We start from the raw sequence: 17,549 nt of genomic DNA, 5'->3' as shown, positions 1-17,549 counted from the left end.
TTCCTTCAGGGTCGTGAGGGGCTGGCAGGCACTGCCTGAAGAAAGGCGCTGAACTGCTGCAGCTTGCCGGTGTTGATCAGGCGGATCTTCATGGACACCTGAAACTCCGTGCCGTCGCGCTTGACCAGCGTGCGCTCCAGTGTCTGGTCGGCGAAGGGGGCATGTCCGGTGGTGAGGAAATGCGCCACCGCCTTGATGAACACGTCCTGGTGGCGCTCGGGCAGGATGATGTCGGGCAACAGTTCGCCCAGCACTTCGTTTCGACTCCAGCCAAAAAGCCTTTCGGCGGGGCCGTTCCACTCGGTGATGTGCCCTTCGAAATCCGTCGCTATGAAGGGGTCCTGTGTGGTTTCAATGACGGTCTGGAGTCGCTCACGGCTTTCAAGCAATTGATCGATGGTGGCCTCGTATTCGGCGGTGCGTTCCTGCACCCGCCGCTCCAGCGATACATTGAGCTGGCGCATCTCGGCCTCGTTCCGTTGCAGCTTGGCGATCAGAGAGTTGAACGCCCGACCCAGGGTCGCCACTTCGTCGTAGACGCCGGTGCTTCGGGCTTTCACCTCATAGCCGGCTTCGATGCCTTGGGCCACCTCGGCCAGGTCTTGCAGCGGCCGGGTGATGCGCCTGGCCACCAGCCACCCGATCAATGAGAACAGCGCGGCCAATGCAAAGCCGCCGATCAACAGCTGCTGATGCAACTGGTTGACCGGCGCAAATGCCTCGCCGGTATCCTGCCGCACCAGCACACGCCAGCCCAGGCCCGGATAGGCATCGAAGCCCTGGTCCCTGCTGTAGCCCACCAGGTACTCGCGACCGTCGGGCCAGGTCTCGCGCACGTGACCGGTGTCATTGCGCAGCGCAGCGCTCAGGCTGGGCAGGTCCAGTGTCTGCCCCAGCAGATCGGCCGGACCCAGCAGGACCGCCCCAGTGCTGGAGACGATCAATGGATCGACGGTGCGGCTGCGACCCACAGGCACGAAGATCTCGTGCTCGATGTCCTTGGCCCACTGCCACGACAGATGCGCACTCAGTACGCCGGCGATCTGGCCGTTGGCGTTGGTGATTGGAAAGGCAATGTCGACAAAACGCAGGGGCTCACTGTCGTTGGCGCCGAGCAGCCGGGACAGCAGCAGGGCATCGTGCACATCCCCCATGTGCACGTTGTTGATCGCGTTCGTGAACCAGGGGCGCCCTGACACATCCACGCCTTCCAGCATGCCGCGCGTGGCGGCCATCACGCGCCCCTGGGTGTCGGTCAAGCCGATCCAGGCGTATGCCGGATAACTCTCCTGCAGCGCCGCCAGTTCCCGCCGCACATTGTCGAGGTCCTGGGTGTCGTGCAGCCGGTCGGTGATGAGTCGCACCTCCCGGTAGCGCTCGAACATGGAGCGATCCAGCCGACTCGCGGTCTGATTGGCCAGTTCGGACAGGTTGTTGCCGATGCTGGCGCGGATACGGGTGCTGGCGGCCCGGTCGCTGTAGGCGGTGAGCAGCAGGGTGAGTGCCACCGAAATCAGGGTGAAGGCCAGTGCGAGGTAGGCAGCCAGGCTGTTGCGGGAGATGGTCATGCGCTTGGATTTGAAGAGGTCGCGGTGCGCCGCTTGATGCGATCCGTCTCGTGGAACACAGCCTATACGGTTTTGCTGTGTCCGTCAGCGTGATGAGTGGCTCAGGAAGGGTCCAGATCACCCTCCCAAGGGTTCAGCGGGACAGGCTGCTTTCGTACACGAGCACCGCGCCAGCGAGATCTTCCAGCGCTGTACCGACCGACTTGAACACGGTGCGGTCGCTGGGCGAGCGGCGTGCCGTGGCCACACCTTTGCACAGTGTGGTGAGGGTGCCGCGCACCTCGTCTTCGCGTACCACGCCACGCGACAGCGGGCCGAGCAGGTCGCCGCTCTTTTCCAGGGCTTCTTCGGTGTCCACGAACACGCGCGCATCCGCAAAGCAGGCGTCGTCTGCCTCTCGCATGCCCGGCGTGAAGCTGCCAATCAGATCCAGGTGCGAGCCGGGTGCGAGCCAGGCACCGTGTACCACCGGTTCGGTGGCCAGGGTGGCGCAACTGATGATGTCGGCTTCCCCGCAGGCAGTTGGCAGGTCGGTCACGGCCTGGGCATCGAACCCTGCGGTGCGCCACTGCGTGGCCAGCGCCTCGGCCTGCTCGGGCCGCCGTGCCCACACCGACACCCGCTGCAGGTTGCGCACCGCGCTGTAGGCCGCAGGCAGCAGGGCAGCGACGGCGCCCGCCCCCACCACCAGCAGGTGACTGGCGTCTTCGCGCGCCAGAAACGAAGCCGCCAGCGCGGAAGCGGCAGCGGTGCGGCGGGTGGTGAGTTCGGTCCCATCGACGACGGCCAGTGGCACGCCGGTGGTGGCATCGAACAGCAGATAGCTGCCGTGCAGACCAGGCAGGCCTTTGGCCGCGTTGCCCGGCGCAATGTTGATCACCTTCACACCGTAGTACCGGCCGGGCATCCACGAGGGCATGATGAGCGAGGTCATTCGGCTGCCGCCCGGCGTGGCAATGGTGTGCACATGGCGCTGCGGCGTCTCGCAGCTTCCAGCAAAGCGCTCGCGAAGCGCGGGCACAAGAAGGTCAAAAGGCAGGGCGGCGCGGGTGGCCGAAGCATCGTGATGGAGCATGCAGCGATGGTAGCAATCGCCAGCGCGCCCAAATGACACCCGAATGATCAATCCGCAACAGCGTGGGGGAAACGACAGAACTTGCTTTATCTGCAGCCTCATCCCGGCACGAGGCGAGCCATGCCTTCGTCCAGGGCACCCGTGGAACCGGCTCTGCCGGGCCACAGGGGTGCGTCCCCCTTCCAGGCCGAAGGCGCCAGTGAGGGGGGGAAGCCGGGTCAGCGGCGCAGGGGGGAGACCAGATCCCTCAGGGGGTGATCTCTATCTCTGCGGCATGTCTTTCGCAGAAAAACCCAGGCTCACCGTCGCGTCGGCCGGAATCGCCGGCATGGTGGCATTCCAGTCCAGCCACTGTTCACGCATGGCCTCCATCCGCTGCGGCTCGCGTCTGGCCTGGTTGGCGCGTTCGCGTTCGTCCGCCGGAAGGTTGAACAGGTACTCGTGGCCGTCGACCATCAGGTACTTCCAGTCGCCCACACGCAGGGCACGCTGGCCGCGGTGGTTCATGCGCCAGTAAAGCGGTCGGTCAAAGGTGTGCGCCGGCTCGCGCAGCACGGGCCGCAGGTCGACGCCGTCGAGCGGGTAGTCCGGGTGGGCCTGGCCGCCACCCAGGTGCAGCATGGTGGCCGACCAGTCCATGGTCATGCAGTGCTGCAGGCTGGTGGTGCCGGGCGCAATGGCACCCGGCCAGTGCGCGATCCACGGCACGCGGATGCCGCCCTCGGTCAGGTCCATCTTGCCACCCACCAGCGGCCAGTTGTCGCTGAAGCGTTCGCCGCCGTTGTCGCTGGTGAAGACCACCAGGGTGTCCTGTTCCAGCCCCTGTGCGCGCAGCGCCGCCATGATCTGGCCGATGCCCTCATCCATGTGATGGATCATCTTGCGGTAGCTGTGGATGTTCCCGCCGTCGAGATGGAACAGGTTCTTCGCCACCTCGGGCGCAACGTGGGCGTCGTCCCGCGTTTCCCATGGCCAGTGCGGCGCGGTGTAGTGCAGGCTCAGGAAGAAGGGCTTGCCTGCCCTGGCGCTTTCGGCGTGGCGGTTCACGTAGTCCACTGCGCGGTCCGAGAACACATCGGTGAGGTAGCCCACTTCCTTGTGCGGTACCAGTCGTCCGCCGGGCCGCCCCAAGGACGACGGCGCCCCCTCGGCGGGCCTGGCTTCGCCAGGGTCGGGGGTCAAGATTTCGCCGATGTAGAGGTCGTGGTCGCCGGTGGACGAGCAGTGGGTGAAGTAGTCGACCCCGCCGGCCATGATGCCGAAGAACTCGTCGTAGCCCGAGCGCTGAGGGCCGAAATGCGGCGGGTAGCCCAGATGCCACTTGCCCACCAGGCCGGTGCTGTAGCCTGCGTCGCGCAGCAGCGAAGGCAGGGTGGGCATGCTGGTGGGCAGGCCCAGGGTTTCGCTGCCTTTGCTGCGGCTGTTGATGGGCTCTTCCAGCGCGCCGCGCAGACGGTACTGATACCGCATGGTCATGAGCGCAAACCGCGTGGGCGAACACACCGGCGAATTGGCGTAGCCCTGGGTGAACTTCATCCCGCCGGCCGCCAGGCGGTCGATGTTCGGTGACACTGGGCCAAATTGCGCCTCACGGCCGCCGTAGCAGCCCAGGTCGGCAAAGCCGAGGTCGTCTGAGACGATGTAAATGATGTTGGGTCGTTGCATGGTGCTGATCATTCTCGCGCTCACTCCACCTTCATGCCGGTGGCCTTGACGATGGGTCCATAGCGGTTGGACAGGTCGCCGATGCGCTTGGCCGCGGCGTCACCGGTGAGGCCTTCGAAGAACAGGTCGAGATTGCCCATGCGGGCCTGCACTTCGGGACGTTGCAGTGCTTCCACAATGTGCTTTTGCAGCGTCTGCATCACCGCCTCAGGCGTGGCGGCCGGCGCCATCACCACGTACAGCACCTCCTGTTCCAGCCGGCCCAGGCCCAGCTCGCCGACCGTGGGCAGATCGGGTGCCAGGCGCGAACGCTGGCGGCTGGTGACCGCCAGCGCGGTGATCTTGCCCACCTGCACGTGCGGCAGCATGCCCGGCGTGGCCAGCGCGCCGCCGTCCACCTCACCCGCGAGCACGGCGGTGACGGCGGGTGTGTTGCCCCGGTAGGGAATGTGGTTCAGCTTGGTCTGCGTGGCTTCATTGAACAATTCCACCGCGAGGTGCCCGGGGGCGCCACTGCCGGCCGAGCTGAAGTTCAGGCTCTTGGACTTGGCTGCCTCGACCAGCGCTGGCAGGGTCTTGATACCGGTGGACGGATGCACACCCACCATCAGCCCTGACGAGGCCATGACCACCACCGGCTTGAAGTCGCTGGCCTTGAAGGGCATGGTTTTGTAGAGGTGGGGATTGATGGTGAAGGTGGTGTCGATACCGAACAGCACGGTGTAGCCATCGGACGGGCTGCGCGCCACCGCGTCGGCCCCGATGTTGCCTGACGCACCGGCTCGGTTCTCCACCACGAACGGCTGCTTCAGCGTCTCCTGCAACACCGCCGCCACCGAGCGCGCCAGCAGATCCGACGGACCACCGGCCGGAAAGTTGTTGATGAACTTCACCGGCTTGGACGGGTAGGTGTCTTGCGCTGCAGCCAGCGAAACAGACAGACCCAGACCAAGGACAGCAAGCGCGCACAGAAGGGGGCGGCGGGAAAAAGCGATGTTCATGGTGATTGCCTCGAAAAATAAAATGTCCAGAAGAAAAACCGTTCCAGCAGCGAGCGAATGGGCCCAAATCCAGAACGCTTAAATGACCAGTTTTGCCGGACCCTGGGATGTGCCCCCCTTGCGGGGAGGGGCGCCGAAAGCGGTGCGGAGGGGCTTCCCTTCCCCGGTGCAGGCCCCATGCTATGCAGTGACAATGAATTGCAGAAATCAATCAAGGCAGGTGTTTTCCCTGAGGTGATCCGGCCTCCCTGCGCAAAGGCAGCCCATGACCCCCGACGACCGACTGACCCACCCGCAGGTGCAGACCGACCTGCTGCTGTACCGGCTCTACCGCATCCACATCACCGCCAGTCGGCTGGTGGTGCACGTGTGCGAGCACGAATTTGGGCTCACCCGACGCGAATGGCGGGTGCTGTCGTTTCTGTCGGAGCACGAGGGCGTGCTCTCCAGTGAGCTGGCCGAACACGCCATGCTTGACCGTGCACGCACGTCGCGCACGCTCACCCGCCTGGCCGACAAGAAGCTGATCAGCCGCCAGCCCAAGCCGTCAGACCGGCGCGAAGTGCACGTGTTCCTGACCGAGGAAGGGCGGCGCGTGTACCAGTCGATCTTTCCGCGCGTGGCGGCCATCAACCGGGATCTGGCGAGCGCACTGTCACCTGATGAGCGCGCGCTGCTCGACCAGATGGTGAACGCGCTACAGGGGCGCGTTCACGAGATGGTGGCGCAATCTAAACACCTGCTGCCGCCGATCGACAGCGGCGAATGAACGTGCGGCAGTGCCCGTCGATGCTGGCAGGTCAGTCCGAGACTTCCTTCCAGCGCAGGCTCATCGCCGATCCCGCGAGGCCGGCCACGCCCAGCAGCAGCACCGTGCCGGGCACCGATACCAGCGCCGCAGCCGCCCCCAGCAGGCCTGTGAACAGCAACAGCGCACCGATCACGCTGTTGCTGACCGCCACGTACACCGTGCGCTGGTTGCCTTCGGCCATGTCGACCAGGTAGGTCTTGCGGCCCAGCCGGATGCCGGCGTGTGCCACGCCCAGACCGAAAAAGGCCACCGGGTAGAACACCAGCGCCACCGTGGGTGACAGGCCAGCCCAAGCCCCCAGCGCCACGCCAATGGACAGCAGGGCGGCCAGCGCACACGCGGCTGCGAACACCTGCCGGCTGGAGCGGTCGGCCCAGCGCCCCCACACCGGCGAGCTCAGCAGCGAGGCCAGACCCTCCACCGCGATGAACACGCCGAGCCAGCCCAAGGCCTGGCCCAGGTCGTCGCGCGCAAGCGCCAGGTAGAACGGGGCGGCCAGACCTGAACCCATGGCCAGTGCGCGCGCGATCACGAAGCGGCGGAACGGCGCATCGTCGCGCAGCACCGACAGCTGAGCCAACGCTTCGCGGAGCCCGTTGGCCCCGCCTTCGGTGGCACCGGGTTCTTCCACGATGCGCGAGAAGGTGAGCGAGGCCATGCCCCAGAGTGCGCCACCGGCCAGCAGCAGGCCCACCACCAGCGCCATCGAGGAATCGCCAGGCACGAAGCCCAGCCCGACGCCCACTGCCAGCGCTGCCAGGCCGGAGGCGGCGCTGATCCAGCCCGCCAGGCGCCCGCGCCGCGTCCTGGGCACGGTTTTTCCCTGCACGTCCTTGTAGGCCACGGAGCAGGCGCCGCGCGCCAGGCTGAACACCACCAGCAGCGCGATCACTGTCCAGCCGGCGGCCGTGCCGGTCAGGGTGATGCCCACCCACCCCAGCCCGGCCAGGCTCAGCGCCTGCACCAACCCGCCCCAGACCCACACCCATTTGCGCACCGGCTGCCGCCGCACCCAGGCGCCAATCGCCATCTGCGGCAGCATCGAACCCGATTCGCGGATCGGTACCAGCAGGCTCAGCATCCAGGCCGGCGCACCCAGCTGCATCAGCAGCCAGGGCAGCGTGGTCTTGGCGCTGGCCAGCCGGTCGGCGATGTTGCTCAGCGTGTTGGCCACCAGATTGCGCAGGAAATTGCCGGGGGCTTCGCGGCAGGCGCTTTCGCTGATCGCCTTGCACACGCGGCCCTCGTCGTCCTCGGCCAGGCGTTCGTAGAGGCTCTCCACCCACTCGGGGTGTCGGGTGGCGGGGTTGGCTGGCGCGGGCGTGGCGGTCATGGGCCCCGACCCTAACCACCTCGCCCCAACCTTGGGGCCTGCTCGGGTTTGTCCAGGGCCATCCACGCACCTCGGTGATCGCTGCGACAATCATGGCCCTTCCGACGGCATGGCTGGCGCGCACCCTGCGCTGGTGGTGCCGGTCCTTGCTGACGGTTTCCCTGCACCCGCTCACCGCCCTGTTCGAGCGCCTCGGTGCCGGTCCCAGCCGACACATCGGGCCACCGCCGCCGTCGATTCCCTCACCGCCGATCCGGTGCATCCGCCATCGTCCGCGCCCTGAAGGCCGGGCCGACTCGACCGTCACCACAAGACGGCGCCACACAGGCGGGCACCCCTTTCTGGAGGAGTTTTTCCATGCAGCTCATCGTCTCGGCCGGGCTCATCCTGGCCATTGTTTTCTGGGGCGTCATTGCCCCTGCCTCGCTCGGGTCCGTGTTCGATACCGCGCTGACTGTTGTCACCCGCGACTTCGGCTGGTTCTACCTGTGGTCGGTGCTGGGCCTGGTCGTCCTGGCGATCGTGCTGGCCTTCAGCCGCTATGGCGACCTCAAGCTGGGAGGTGAAGACGATGAGCCCGAGTTCTCCATGGGCTCCTGGTTCGCCATGCTGTTTGCCGCCGGCATGGGCATTGGCCTGGTGTTCTGGGGTGTGGCCGAGCCGATCTCGCACTACGGCGCACCGCCGCCCGGCATCGAGGCCAACACGCCCGAAGCCGCTTCGGCAGCCATGCGCTACAGCTTCTTCCACTGGGGGCTGCACCCCTGGGCGGTGTACAGCATCGTGGCCCTGGCCATTGCCTTCTTCCAGTTCCGCAAGGGCGGCTCCGCCCTGGTGAGCACGGCCGTGGAAACGCTGCCCTGGGCGCCGCTGAAGAAGCTGGGCCCCGTGGTCAATGTGCTGGCCGTGATCGCCACCGCCTTCGGCGTGGCGGCTTCGCTGGGCATGGGCGCGCTGCAGATCAACAGCGGACTCAACGCTGTTTTCGGTTTGCCGGTGGGCAATGCCTCGCAGGTCGGCATCATCGCCGTCGTCACGGTGCTGTTCCTGGCATCGGCCGTGACCGGGGTCACACGGGGCATCAAGTGGCTCTCCAGCATCAACCTCGTGCTGGCGGTGCTGCTCACCCTGGCCGTGTTCACGATGGGTCCCACCGTGGCCATCATCGACACCTTCACCAATACCCTGGGCAGCTATGTGAGCGAGTTCGTGCGCATGAGCCTGCGCATGACACCGTTCCGCGACAGCGGCTGGGTCAGCGGCTGGACGGTCTTTTACTGGGCCTGGTGGGTGAGCTGGTCGCCGTTCGTGGGCCTGTTCATTGCCCGTGTGTCGCGCGGCCGCACCATCCGTGAATTCATCCTGGGCACGGTCCTGGCGCCCACACTGGCCGCCTTCGTTTGGTTCTCGGTGTTTGGCGGCACCGCGTTGAACATGGAAATCATGCAAGGCTTGCCGATCGCCGAGGCCGTGGGTGCAGACGTGTCCACCGCGCTGTTCGCCATGTTCGAAGCCCTGCCCATGTCCGGTCTGCTCGCAGGCATCGCCACCGTGCTGGTGCTGGTGTTCTTCGTGACCTCGGGCGACTCGGCCACCCTGGTGCTGGGCATGATGAGCACCGGCGGAAAGGCCGACCCCAGCGCGCGCGTGAAGATCATCTGGGGTGTGCTGGTCTCGGGCATTGCGATCAGCCTGTTGCTGGCCGGCGGCCTCAAGGCGGTGCAGACCGCCACCATCGTGTTTGCGCTGCCCTTCACCGCGGTGATCGTGCTCATGGCCATCGCGCTGTGGCGCGGCGTGCGTGACGACTGGAACGAAGAGCAGCGGCGCGACAAGGCTTTGCGCCGGCGCATGCGCGACATGATCGATCCACCGGTGGCCACGGTTCCGGACAATCCCGCCATCACGGGTCGCTGACGGAAGCATTGCCTTGACGACAGAACTGTTGCTTGCCTTTGGCAAGAGCTTCCTTTTCGCCTTCGCTGCGCTTCTGCCGATCCTGAACCCGGCGGCCACGGCGCCGATTTTCCTGGGGCTCACCGATGGTGCGTCGCCGCGCACGCGGGCCATGCTGGCGCGCAGGATCGCCCGCAACATGTTCGCGCTCATGCTGGGTTCGATGCTGGTCGGTTCGTATGTGCTGGAATTTTTCGGCATCTCCCTGCCCATCGTGCGGGTGGGCGGCGGTTTGATCGTGGCGGCCACGGCGTGGCGGCTCATCACCGCCACCCAGTCCACGGTGGACAGCCGCACCGAGCTGGCCGAGTCGTTCACACCCGAGATGGCCAAACGACAGGCGTTCTACCCGCTGACGTTCCCGATCAGCTGCGGCCCGGGCTCCATCGCAGCCGCCATCACCGTGGGCGTGTCGCTCAACGACGAGCGAATCGCGAGATCGGTGGCCCATATGGCTGGAGGGACGCTGGCGCTGCTGGCCATCGGCATCCTGCTGTACCTCGCGTTCCGCTATGCCGAGCGCCTTCTCAAACCGCTGGGCGAGGCCGGCACCGTGATCTTCCTGCGCCTGTCGGCGTTCATTCTCTTGTGTCTGGGCGTGCAGATCGTCTGGGATGGTCTGAGCGAACTGCTGCGCAGTCTGCTTGTGTCCAGCGGTGTGGTCTGATGGTTTGAAGCTGCCATGTGCAGCCCGGCTGGTGGAGCCGCGTCCTGGCCGAAGTCTGCTGAGGAAATGCCGTCGGCACTGGACTGCATACTTCGCATGCCGGTTCAACAGGGCCGGTGATCGCAGCCCGCGCTGCCCTCCCGTTGGAACTTCATGACCCAGGACCAGTACGTCATTCTTGCGATCCTTGCCGCCACCGTGGGACTGTTCCTGTGGGGACGCTGGCGCCACGACATGGTGGCGGTAGGCTCACTGCTGGCCTGCGTGCTCACCGGCGTGGTCCCCGCCGCCGAGGCGTTCTCCGGTTTTGGTCACCCGGCCGTGATTACAGTGGCCTGCGTGCTGGTGCTCAGCCGCGGTCTGCAGACTTCGGGCGCCGTTGATGTGCTGGCGCGCCGGGTGCTGCCGCGCGAGGCCGGCCCCACCCTCAGCCTGGCGGCGCTGGTGGGTCTGGGTGCCTTGCTTTCGGGCTTCATGAACAACGTGGGTGCCATGGCATTGCTGATGCCAGTGGCCATGCAACTGGCCAGGCGCCTGGACATGCCACCTGGTCGCGTGCTCATGCCGCTGGCTTTCGGCACCATTCTGGGTGGCATGACCACGCTGATCGGCACCCCGCCCAACCTGATCGTGTCAGGCTTCCGGGCGCAGCAGGGAACGGGCAGCTTCGGCATGTTTGATTTCACGCCGGTGGGGCTGGTGGTTGCGCTTCTGGGGGTGGTTTTCGTGGCCCTCGTGGGGTGGCGGCTGGTGCCGGTGCGCCGGCAGGCGGGCCTGGAAGGCTTCGAGACCGGGGCCTATCTGACTGAGGTGCGCGTACCCAAGAGCAGCAAGTGTGTGGGGCAGACCTTGCACGATCTCGAAAAACAGCTCGACGACGCTGGTGCGCAGGTGGTGGGTCTGGTCCGGCATGACATGCGCGTGAACGCGCCCAGCGCCTACCGCCGCGTGCTGGCCGGGGACATCCTGATTGTGGAAGCCGAAGCGGATGCCCTGTCAGGCCTGCTCTCCAAGCTGGGGCTGCGGCTGGAGGAGGCCAAGCGACCAGTGGACGCACAGCCCGAAGATGCTGAGGCTGAAGCCTTGGGCAGTATCGAAGCTGGGACCTCAAAGCCAGATGGCCTGCCAGATCAAAGGACCGGGCCTCCAGAAATTCAAGTCGGTCACAGGGTCAGCAACGAAGATCCGGGCGATTTCGCTGGGACGAATGAAGAAGCGAGCGCAGGGGGAAGCGAAGAAGCAAGCGAAGTGGCAGACGAAACTGAGGACAAGCCGGACAAGGACCCCAAGGAACAACCCCGTCTATCGCGCGATATCGTGCTGATGGAACTGGCGGTGCTGCCGGGCTCCGGTCTGCAGGGACAGACCGCCAGCGACCTGTTGCTGCGCACGCGTTACGGAATCAACCTGCTGGCGGTGTCCCGCCAGGGTCACCGCTCCATGGACCGCCTGCGCGAGTGGCGGTTCCAGGTGGGCGACCTGCTGCTGATGCAGGGGCCACCAGACGCCATGGGCGCATTTGCAGCCGACAAGGGCTGTGTGCCGCTGGCCGAGCGCGAACTGCACATTCCCAGTCCGCGCAAGGCCTGGCTGGCCGGCGGCGTCATGGCGCTGGCGGTGGGGGGGGCCGCGTTTGGCCTGTTGCCGGCTGCGATCTCTTTTGCGCTGGGTGTGCTGGCCTCCATGGTGCTGCGCACCGTGCCGCCCCGCAGCGTCTACGAAAACATCGACTGGCCGGTGATCGCCCTGCTGGCCGCGCTCATTCCGGTGGCGGGCGCCATGGCCAGCACCGGCACGGCCGACCTGCTCGCACGCCTGCTGATGGACGGCGTGGCGCAGGGCCATGCGGTGGTCACGCTGGCCCTGGTGCTGGTCGTCACCATGTTCCTGTCCGACCTGATGAACAACGCCGCCACCGCCGCGGTGATGTGCCCGATCGCCATCGGAACCGCGAATGCGCTGAATGTGAGCTCCGACGCCTTTCTGATGGCCGTGGCCATCGGCGCCTCGTGCGCTTTCCTCACCCCCATCGGACACCAGAACAACACCCTCATCCTCGGCCCGGGAGGATTCCGTTTTGGTGATTACTGGCGCCTGGGTCTGCCCCTCGAACTGCTGGTGATTGCCGTCAGCCTGCCCTTGTTGCTCATCGTCTGGCCCTTGTGAACGCCATGCAGAAAACGCCCAGCCCCGAATCTGATGCCGGCGCCGAAACCGGCCCTGTCACCGACAGCGAACTCATCGTGCAGGCGCTGCGCGAGCGCCGTTACAAGCGCGTGCGCAAGCTGCTCGCGCGCATGCACCCAGCCAAAGCCGCTGCGCTGGTGGAGGCCTTGAACCGGGAGGAGCGCGACTCGCTCTGGCAGCAGGTGTCGGCCCCCATGGAGGGGCGCATCCTGCCGCACCTGAAGGCCGCGCTGGCGCGTCAGCTGGCCGCCGATGCGGCCGTCCGGGGCGATCCGGTCGATTCGGCAGATCCTGTCGATGCCGTGAGTTCCAGCGATTCGCAGCTCTCGGTCGTTGCAGTCAACCAGCTGGCCGCCGTGCGGGAGGCGCTGACCGAAGGCCGGCTCAAGAGGGTTGGCAAGCTGCTGCACCGCATGCACCCGGCCAAGGTCGCCGGCCTGCTCGAAGCCCTGCCCCCCGCAGAGCGGGTCGTTGTGTGGAGCATGGTCGAGACCGATCGCGCCGGCAAGGTGCTGACCTACCTGCACGACGAGATCCGCGCCAAGCTGGCGCGCGAACTGGACCCGGACGATCTGGTGGCCGCCGTTCAGCCGCTCGACCTCGACGACCTGGTCGACCTGATCCAGCAGTTGCCGCACGACCTGAGCGCCCTTCTGATGCAGGCCGTCAGTGGTGCCCGGCGCGAGCAGGTCGAGACCTTGCTGGCTCACCCGGACGACTCCGCCGGTGGCCTGATGGACACCAGCTACATCGAGGTGCGCGCCGATGTGCGCATCGGCACGGTGCTGCGCTACCTGCGCCTGCTCGACACCCTGCCGTCGCACACCGACCAGCTCATGGTGGTGGACCGGCAGGGAATTTACCAGGGCGTGTTGCGCCTGAGCGCGCTGGTGACGGCCGAGCCTGCACGGCGCGTGGCCGAAGTGATGCACACCGACGTGGCGGGCATTGCGCTGGAAACGCCCGACACCGAGGTGGCCCGGCTGTTCCAGGATCACGACCTGCTCTCTGCGCCGGTGGTGGACGCGCAGCAACGCCTGGTCGGTCGCATCACGGTGGACGACGTGGTCGACCTGATCCGCGAGGACGCTGACCGCGCCCTGATGCAGATGGCCGGTCTGGACGACGAAGCCGACATGTTTGCGCCAGTGATGGTGAGCGCGCAGCGGCGCGCGGTGTGGCTGGGCATCAATCTGGTCACCGCCTTTCTGGCCTCCTGGGTGATTGGCCGGTTCGAGGCCACACTGGCGCAACTTGTGGCGTTGGCGGTGCTGATGCCCATCGTGGCCAGCATGGGTGGCATCGCGGGCAGCCAGACGCTCACCCTGATGATCCGGGGCCTGGCGCTGGGACAGATCCAGAATGGCAACCTGCGTGCGCTGGTGTACCGCGAAATGGGTACGTCGGTGCTCAACGGGCTGCTGTGGGCCGGAGTGATCGCCTTGCTGGCGGTGGTCTGGTTCGGCAACTGGGGACTGGGTGGTGTGCTGGGGGCGGCCATTCTCATCAACCTGCTGTGTGCCGCGCTGGCCGGGCTGGCCATCCCGCTGGTGCTGCGGCGCATGGGCATCGACCCGGCGCTGGCGGGCGGCGTGGTGCTGACCACCGTGACCGACGTGATCGGCTTCTTTTCGTTTCTGGGGCTGGCCAGCCTGTTGCTGGTGTGATGCGATACGGGTCGGAGTGATCCGTTGGCAGGTCTGTCAATGCACTATTTCCATCAACGGCGCAAGGTGTAGGCACCCTCCAGGGCTGGCAGATTACAACGCAGTCCGGAAAAATTCCGGCAAGGTGCCAACCCTCTCACACCCACGCCGCCGTTTCCTTGCGAGAATACAAAAACGTTACACAATGTGTCGTTGATGCCTTCCATCCGTCCCAACAAGTATTCGATGCCTCGTTCCAGGCAGCAACTGCGTTCATGCCAACGGTGGTCGGGTCGAGGCATTGAAGGCAATGGGCTCCGGGGCGCAGTCAAGTCATGAAGAACCGTGCGCGCGCGCTGATTCTGGCGGTGATGCTGTTCACCGTGCTGGCGGCCTGCGTGCTGTGGTGGCAGGCGGAGCGCTCCCGGGAGCAGTTGCGCGAGCAGGTCATGCAGCAAGCCGAAAAGCGCAGCCTGCACCTGGCAGACGCCATGGCCGGGCAGGTGGGCATCCTGCTGAGCATGCTTGATCTGAAGCTGCTGGACCTGCGTCGGGAATGGTTGCGCGATCCGGTGCTTTTCGAGCCTGTCGTCCGCAGCGTGCTGGAAACCTTGCCGCCCGGCTTCATCAGCCATGCCAGCGTGGTCGATGCCGACGGCTATGTGATCTACAACAGCCTGGGGCAGGAAGACCAGACCTACGTGGGCGACCGTGCACATTTCCAGGCTCAGAAAACGGGCGGCGACAAGATGCACATCGGCAAGCCGGTTCCCTCGCGTCTGGTCGATCGCTGGATCTTCATCGTCAGTCGCCCCATCATGCGTGACGGGCAGTTCAACGGTGTGCTTCAGCTGATGGTGTCGAGCGAAGGGGTGGGGCAGAAGCTGGCTGCCTTGCAGCTCTCAGACCAGGATGTGGTGGCCCTCATCCACCCCGATGGCACGTTCATGGCGCGCAGCCGGGGCAACATCGGAGCAATGGGCACACGGGTCGCACCCGACCGGCCCTATGTGCAGGACCCGGGCCTGGAGCAAGGCATCTACCGTGTCAGGGGCCATGTGGATGAAGTGGCGCGCACCTATGGCTGGCATCGGATCGCCCCCTATGGCCTGGTGGTGGCCATCGGGCTGTCCGATGCGTCTGTGCTGGCCCCCCTGACACCCGGGTTCGAACGGGGCCGTGTGGTGACAGCAACGCTGGCCGCCCTGCTGTTCGTTTGCGGGGGCCTCATCAGCGTGCTGTTGATGCGCGTGGCGCGCAGTCAGGCAGCGGTGGCTGCCGGCGAAGCCTTCCGGGTGCGGATGTTTGAAAGCTCGCACGTGCCCACCGCCGTTCTGGACGCCAGCACCGGGAAGGTCATTGACTGCAACCCTGCGGCCTGCCACATCTACGGCTACCAGCACCGCTCGGAAGTGCTTGGCCAGACACCCGAAGCATTTTCCGCCCCCTTGCAGTACGACGGTACGCCTTCGCCCGCCAAGGCGCGCGAATACATTGGCAAAGCCACCGACACCGGCTCACTGGTGTTCGAGTGGTTACACCAACGTCCGGACGGAACGCGGTGGGACGCAGAGGTGAATCTGATGCGCTTCGAGTCAGAGGGGCAGACGCTGCTGCAGTTCACCTTGCAGGACATCACAGACCGCCGCCGCACCGAGGCCGCGCTGAAGGAGAGCGAAGCCCGGCTGAAGGAAGCACAGCGGCTGGCCCATGTCGGTAGCTGGGAACTCAACGCCACCACTGGAAAGATACTCTGGTCCGACGAGACCTACCGCATCTTCGAGGTCGATCCCGCCTCGTTTGTCGTCACCTATGAGAGCTTCCTCGGCGTTGTCCACCCCGATGATCGTGAACGCCTTCAAGAGGCCTACAGTCGATCGGTGAAGACCCGGCAGTCCTACGAACTGGTGCACCGCCTGCTCATGCCCGATGGACGCGTGAAGCACGTGCGGGAAACCGGCGTCAGTGAATACGCCAGCGAGCGGCTGCTGCGCAGCATTGGCACGGTCCAGGACATCACCGATATCCGTCGGGCGGAGGAGGCCCTCAAACGGCTGAACGAAGAACTGGAACAGCGTGTGGTGGAGCGCACACGTGAAATGACCATGCTCAACCGCGATCTGGAAGCCTTCGCTTACAGCGTGTCGCACGACCTGCGCACGCCGCTGCGCAGCATCGACGGATATGCCAGCCTGCTCGACGCAGACTTCGGAGAACAGATCAGCGAGCAAGGGCGGTCCTACCTGGAGCGGATCCAGAGGTCGGCGCGCCGCATGGGACAGCTGATCACCGACATGCTGACCATGGCGCACCTCAGCCGCGCCGACCTTCAATGGGAGCGTGTCGACCTCAGCGAACTGGCGCGATCTGTTGTGGCCGAACTTTCGGCAGACGAGTCAGGACGAGCGGTCGAATGGCACATTGATGATGACCTGGTCGTTCAGGCCGACCCCGGGTTGATGCGCGTGGTTCTGCAGAACCTGCTCGGCAACGCATGGAAGTACACCGGCCAGACCGCGCAGGCGCGCATCAGCTTCACGCGGCGACAGAACGCGGATGGCCATTCCGAATTTTGCGTTTGTGACAACGGCGCAGGTTTTGACATGACTTACGCCGACCAGCTGTTCCAGCCTTTCAAGCGCCTGCACGCCCACCACGAATTCGAAGGCACGGGTGTGGGGCTTGCCACGGTGCACCGCGTCATCGAGCGTCACGGGGGCAAATTGCGTGGAGTGGGTAAAGTGGGCGAGGGCGCGGCGTTCTATTTCACGTTGCCAGGGGCTGCTGGCAGGGGGTGAGAGCCTGAGCCTGCAATGGTCGACATACCGCGGGCCGGCTCGCCGCATGTGCATCGGCCCATGCAGACAATGTGTTTTGCACAGCCGAACACCACCGGAGAGGCGCGAGTCGCCCGGGTCTGCTACAGCCTGCGACCTTCACCTGCTTCTTCCACAGTCTGACCGTCGCGGATGTGGTAGATCCGCTTGAAGGTCGGAATGATCTTCTCGTCGTGCGTGACCACGATGATCGCGGTCTGCGCTTGTTGCGCCATCTGGTTCAGGATGCGCATCACGCCCAGCGCGCGTTCGCTGTCCAGTGGTGCGGTGGGCTCGTCGGCCAGGATCACCGGCGGTTTGTTGGCCAGTGCCCGTGCAATCGACACGCGTTGCTGCTCTCCACCCGAAAGCTGTGAGGGTTCGGCCTTCGCGCGGTGCTGCACGTCCAGCGCGGTGAGCAACTCCAGCGCGCGTTCACGCGCCCTGGCATTTGGCTGTCCGGCGAGCATGGGCATCAGGGCCACGTTGTCGGTCACATCCAGGAACGGAATCAGGTAGGGGGCCTGAAACACGAAGCCGATGCGGTCGCGCCGCAGCGCGCGCAAGTCGCGAACGATCCAGCCGTTGTCGTAGATCACCTCGTCACCCAGCGTCATCCTCCCGCTGGTGGGTTCGATGATTGCCCCCAGGCATTTCAGCAGCGTGCTCTTGCCCGAGCCCGAGGGCCCGACCAGGCCCACGACCTCGCCGGGGGCCACCTGCATGTTCACGTGTTTCAGCGCCTCCACAGCGGTGTCGCCGCTGCCGTAGACCTTGCGCAAGCCTTCGATCAGGATGCCGCCGCCAGATGTGTGGTTCATGGG

The 17,549-nt window shown here is 65.7% G+C and carries 12 protein-coding genes; 6 read left to right on the top strand and 6 right to left on the bottom strand.

Annotation, left to right across the window (positions count from 1 at the left end; translation table 11 throughout):
* Positions 1-5: 5 nt before the first annotated feature.
* From Q7V46_RS14405 to Q7V46_RS14390, 4 genes are all read right to left on the bottom strand, one after another.
* Positions 6-1,568, bottom strand: a complete 1,563-nt coding sequence (locus tag Q7V46_RS14405) for a cache domain-containing protein (protein ID WP_304914244.1) — start codon at positions 1,566-1,568, stop codon at positions 6-8.
* Between the two features lie 133 nt (positions 1,569-1,701).
* The gene (locus tag Q7V46_RS14400) at positions 1,702-2,643 is read right to left on the bottom strand and encodes an ornithine cyclodeaminase family protein (protein WP_304914243.1); all 942 of its coding nucleotides are present in this window, start codon (positions 2,641-2,643) and stop codon (positions 1,702-1,704) included.
* A 261-nt stretch (positions 2,644-2,904) separates the two neighbouring features.
* Positions 2,905-4,308, bottom strand: a complete 1,404-nt coding sequence (locus Q7V46_RS14395) for a sulfatase (RefSeq protein ID WP_304914242.1) — start codon at positions 4,306-4,308, stop codon at positions 2,905-2,907.
* 20 nt (positions 4,309-4,328) lie between these two features.
* A complete protein-coding gene (locus Q7V46_RS14390) occupies positions 4,329-5,309 on the bottom strand; it encodes a tripartite tricarboxylate transporter substrate binding protein (protein ID WP_304914241.1) in 981 nt (326 codons plus the stop codon).
* A gap of 265 nt (positions 5,310-5,574) precedes the next feature.
* On the opposite strand from Q7V46_RS14390, the gene Q7V46_RS14385 reads away from it, so the two are divergent.
* Positions 5,575-6,078, top strand: a complete 504-nt coding sequence (locus Q7V46_RS14385) for a MarR family winged helix-turn-helix transcriptional regulator (protein WP_304914240.1) — start codon at positions 5,575-5,577, stop codon at positions 6,076-6,078.
* 31 nt (positions 6,079-6,109) lie between these two features.
* On the opposite strand, the gene Q7V46_RS14380 is transcribed toward Q7V46_RS14385, so the two are convergent.
* Positions 6,110-7,453 carry an MFS transporter gene (locus Q7V46_RS14380; RefSeq protein WP_304914239.1) on the bottom strand — a complete coding sequence of 448 codons (1,344 nt, stop codon included), beginning with the start codon at positions 7,451-7,453 and terminating at the stop codon, positions 6,110-6,112.
* Between the two features lie 357 nt (positions 7,454-7,810).
* Between Q7V46_RS14380 and Q7V46_RS14375 the strand changes: the two genes are divergently transcribed.
* The 5 genes from Q7V46_RS14375 (at position 7,811) to Q7V46_RS14355 (ending at position 16,707) form a co-directional block, all read left to right on the top strand.
* Positions 7,811-9,370 carry a BCCT family transporter gene (locus Q7V46_RS14375; protein WP_304914238.1) on the top strand — a complete coding sequence of 520 codons (1,560 nt, stop codon included), beginning with the start codon at positions 7,811-7,813 and terminating at the stop codon, positions 9,368-9,370.
* Between the two features lie 13 nt (positions 9,371-9,383).
* On the top strand, positions 9,384-10,076 hold the full coding sequence (locus tag Q7V46_RS14370) for a MarC family protein (RefSeq protein WP_304914237.1): 693 nt from the start codon (positions 9,384-9,386) through the stop codon (positions 10,074-10,076).
* A 153-nt stretch (positions 10,077-10,229) separates the two neighbouring features.
* Entirely contained in the window at positions 10,230-12,242 is a 2,013-nt protein-coding gene (locus Q7V46_RS14365; protein ID WP_304914236.1) for an SLC13 family permease, read from the top strand.
* A gap of 5 nt (positions 12,243-12,247) precedes the next feature.
* On the top strand, positions 12,248-13,930 hold the full coding sequence (gene mgtE, locus Q7V46_RS14360) for a magnesium transporter (protein WP_304914235.1): 1,683 nt from the start codon (positions 12,248-12,250) through the stop codon (positions 13,928-13,930).
* A gap of 314 nt (positions 13,931-14,244) precedes the next feature.
* Complete coding sequence (locus Q7V46_RS14355; RefSeq protein ID WP_304914234.1) at positions 14,245-16,707, top strand: PAS domain S-box protein; 2,463 nt, start codon at positions 14,245-14,247, stop codon at positions 16,705-16,707.
* A gap of 122 nt (positions 16,708-16,829) precedes the next feature.
* On the opposite strand, the gene Q7V46_RS14350 is transcribed toward Q7V46_RS14355, so the two are convergent.
* Positions 16,830-17,546, bottom strand: coding sequence for an ABC transporter ATP-binding protein (locus Q7V46_RS14350; protein WP_304914233.1), 717 nt, complete (start codon positions 17,544-17,546; stop codon positions 16,830-16,832).
* Positions 17,547-17,549: the final 3 nt, after the last annotated feature.

The sequence above is a fragment of the Hydrogenophaga sp. genome (assembly GCF_030651625.1).
Lineage (GTDB): Bacteria > Pseudomonadota > Gammaproteobacteria > Burkholderiales > Burkholderiaceae_C > Hydrogenophaga.
This window is presented reverse-complemented; position numbering and strand designations above follow the sequence as displayed.

What these genes read in the sequence shown, in the direction of transcription:
- Q7V46_RS14405 (WP_304914244.1), bottom strand. Translation starts at nt 1,568, where the DNA reads ATGACCATCTCCCGCAACAGCCTGGCTGCCTACCTCGCACTGGCCTTC.
- Q7V46_RS14395 (WP_304914242.1), bottom strand. Translation starts at nt 4,308, where the DNA reads ATGCAACGACCCAACATCATTTACATCGTCTCAGACGACCTCGGCTTT.
- Q7V46_RS14350 (WP_304914233.1), bottom strand. Translation starts at nt 17,546, where the DNA reads ATGAACCACACATCTGGCGGCGGCATCCTGATCGAAGGCTTGCGCAAG.
- Q7V46_RS14355 (WP_304914234.1), top strand. Translation starts at nt 14,245, where the DNA reads ATGAAGAACCGTGCGCGCGCGCTGATTCTGGCGGTGATGCTGTTCACC.
- Q7V46_RS14380 (WP_304914239.1), bottom strand. Translation starts at nt 7,453, where the DNA reads ATGACCGCCACGCCCGCGCCAGCCAACCCCGCCACCCGACACCCCGAG.
- Q7V46_RS14400 (WP_304914243.1), bottom strand. Translation starts at nt 2,643, where the DNA reads ATGCTCCATCACGATGCTTCGGCCACCCGCGCCGCCCTGCCTTTTGAC.
- Q7V46_RS14365 (WP_304914236.1), top strand. Translation starts at nt 10,230, where the DNA reads ATGACCCAGGACCAGTACGTCATTCTTGCGATCCTTGCCGCCACCGTG.
- Q7V46_RS14385 (WP_304914240.1), top strand. Translation starts at nt 5,575, where the DNA reads ATGACCCCCGACGACCGACTGACCCACCCGCAGGTGCAGACCGACCTG.
- Q7V46_RS14390 (WP_304914241.1), bottom strand. Translation starts at nt 5,309, where the DNA reads ATGAACATCGCTTTTTCCCGCCGCCCCCTTCTGTGCGCGCTTGCTGTC.
- mgtE (WP_304914235.1), top strand. Translation starts at nt 12,248, where the DNA reads ATGCAGAAAACGCCCAGCCCCGAATCTGATGCCGGCGCCGAAACCGGC.
- Q7V46_RS14375 (WP_304914238.1), top strand. Translation starts at nt 7,811, where the DNA reads ATGCAGCTCATCGTCTCGGCCGGGCTCATCCTGGCCATTGTTTTCTGG.